Origin of the sequence: Vibrio makurazakiensis (assembly GCF_050337375.1) — a bacterium.
GTDB classification, from domain to species: Bacteria; Pseudomonadota; Gammaproteobacteria; order Enterobacterales; family Vibrionaceae; genus Vibrio; species Vibrio makurazakiensis.
This window is the reverse complement of record NZ_JAKJSW010000371.1, coordinates 1-2,448: the sequence shown is the minus strand read 5'-3', so window position 1 is coordinate 2,448 and position 2,448 is coordinate 1. Positions and strand designations below refer to the sequence as shown.

The window sequence follows — 2,448 nt, the reverse complement described above, 5'->3', positions numbered from 1 at the left end:
ATATAGACATTTGTCTTGGGAAGGTGAGGACTGGTGAAAATGCCTGTGATTGTGCAAAAATTTGGTGGGACCTCTGTTGGCTCGATAGAGCGAATTCAAGAAGTCGCAAAACAAATAATTAAAGCAAAAAATGAAGGTAACCAAATGGTTGTCGTTGTTTCTGCTATGTCTGGTGAGACCAATCGTTTGATGGATCTCGCGACTCAAGTTGACTCTGTCCCTAATGCTAGGGAGCTAGACGTGCTACTTACCGCTGGTGAGCAAGTGTCGATGGCATTGCTGTCTATGGCAATCAATAAACTTGGGAACAAGGCAACGTCACTGACAGGCTTACAAGCTGGTATCACAACCGACTCTCTACATAACGATGCAACCATAAGAAGTATTGATACTCAGAACATCTTAAGGTTGCTCAATGATGATCACATAGTGATTGTTGCAGGCTTTCAAGGTGTGAACGAGCAAGGCGATATAACAACACTAGGTCGAGGCGGCTCGGATACTAGTGCGGTAGCGCTAGCGGGAGCATTAGATGCGACAGAATGTCAGATTTATACTGATGTCGATGGGATATACACATGTGACCCTCGAATTGTAAGTAACTCCCAAAAGCTCGAAGTTATTGATTTTCTTTCGATGGAAGAAATGGCGCGCTGTGGTGCTAAGGTTTTGCATTTACCTTGTGTTCAATATGCTTGGAAACACAATGTTGCATTAAGGGTGCTTTCTAGCTTTGAAGGCGGAGAGGGGACCCTTGTTGTAGGAGATAAGCCTTGTGAGCGTATTCAAGGTATTGCTATCCAAAGGGATATGACTCAACTGAGTATTTTGAATTCTGAACTACCGATATTAATAGACCTGTGTCGTATGTTGGGGATCGAAGCTCAATGTGTGATCCAGGATGCAGAAAAGGCAATCGTTATTGTTAAACGCAACGCAAGCGCAAAGTTAGAACTGGTCTTTGAAGAGAAAATCCGTAATAGTGAAGATGTTAGCTTACTTACTATTGTAGGTAATCAAGCACAAGGAATTGCGTCAAATTCACACGGACTGTTATCTGCACAGAGTATTGATGTCTTTTATCATTCAGCTGGTTCGCAATCCTTAATGTTGGTTTTATCACCTATTCATGTTGATGCTGCGGCTAACATACTTCATGATGCATACATAACAGCGTACGAGCCGAGCTATTATCAACAAAAAGAAGTACATTTTGGTTAAAAAACTAAATAGATAGTTTACCAAAATATAACTTTTGATAGATAATGCCCTCGTAGCTAGATAATTTTAGAGATTACTCAAGGAGCAAAGAATGCTAATTTTGACTCGCCGCGTTGGCGAAACACTGATGATTGGTGATGAAGTAACAGTTACTGTGCTAGGTGTTAAAGGTAACCAAGTACGTATTGGTGTTAACGCACCTAAAGAAGTATCTGTTCACCGTGAAGAGATCTACATGCGCATTCAAGCTGAAAAAGGTAATGGTAACGTTGCACCTGGCAACTACTAATACGTATTGCGTAAACAAGAGGCTAGCTTATTTGCTAGCCTTTTTTGATCTTACTGCCGTCAAAAATTTGTTTATAGGGTGCGTTGTAGGGTTGCCTGTTTGAAATCTGAACATTCAGCCTGATAGTTGTAATTTTGTTGGGGTAAGCTATAGCGAAATCGCTCGTCACGTAGTATTGTTCGGGCTGTGGGTAAATTCGCTTTTATGAATGAACCAGATAACTGCTTTTAACGATAAGCTACTGCTAATCTTTCACCTTAATATTTAAGGGAAAAAGCGTGAATTAGATGTAATAAGTTTAATTTGCAAGCGCTTTGATTAATTTGCAAACGGTTAAGTGTTTTTGTCTAGTTTTTTTCAATAAAGTGTTTGACATATTTTCGGTAAAACGTAATATGTGCCTCCGCAAGACGGTGAGGTGGCCGAGAGGCCGAAGGCGCTCCCCTGCTAAGGGAGTATGTGGTTTGTAGCCGCATCGAGGGTTCGAATCCCTCCCTCACCGCCATTTCTTGCACGTTTGAACTAGCAAGCAAACACAGAAGTAAATGTGCGTCCTTAGCTCAGCTGGATAGAGTACCTGGCTACGAACCAGGCGGTCGGAGGTTCGAATCCTCCAGGACGCGCCATTCTCTTTCTTATTTTTAGAAATGAGTGATGAGAATAATGAATTAGGTGAGGTGGCCGAGTGGCCGAAGGCGCTCCCCTGCTAAGGGAGTATGTGGTTTGTAGCCGCATCGAGGGTTCGAATCCCTCCCTCACCGCCATTCATTACAGGCCTATGGCCTTTTTTTTGTTTTATTGAAAACAAAGTGTGATATATTTCACAACTTCATTTGAGAGAATGAAAACCGTGCGCTCTTAGCTCAGCTGGATAGAGTACCTGGCTACGAACCAGGCGGTCGGAGGTTCGAATCCTCCAGAGCGCGCCACTATTAAGG

2 protein-coding genes and 4 tRNA genes are annotated in these 2,448 nt (G+C 42.6%); all 6 read left to right on the top strand.

The genetic code is table 11. The features are described 5' to 3' along the window. Positions 1-33 precede the first annotated feature (33 nt). Positions 34-1,221 (top strand): aspartate kinase, encoded by a 1,188-nt coding sequence (locus tag L4C33_RS21490; RefSeq protein ID WP_428814422.1) that lies wholly within the window; start codon positions 34-36, stop codon positions 1,219-1,221. 91 nt (positions 1,222-1,312) lie between these two features. Further along, positions 1,313-1,510, top strand: coding sequence for a carbon storage regulator CsrA (gene csrA, locus L4C33_RS21485; protein ID WP_009847619.1), 198 nt, complete (start codon positions 1,313-1,315; stop codon positions 1,508-1,510). Between the two features lie 412 nt (positions 1,511-1,922). Further along, positions 1,923-2,015: transfer RNA gene (locus tag L4C33_RS21480), tRNA-Ser, on the top strand. 44 nt (positions 2,016-2,059) lie between these two features. Further along, positions 2,060-2,136 (top strand) — tRNA-Arg (locus L4C33_RS21475). A 45-nt stretch (positions 2,137-2,181) separates the two neighbouring features. Further along, positions 2,182-2,274: transfer RNA gene (locus tag L4C33_RS21470), tRNA-Ser, on the top strand. 88 nt (positions 2,275-2,362) lie between these two features. Next, a tRNA-Arg gene (locus L4C33_RS21465) sits at positions 2,363-2,439 on the top strand. The last annotated feature ends 9 nt before the right edge of the window (positions 2,440-2,448 follow it).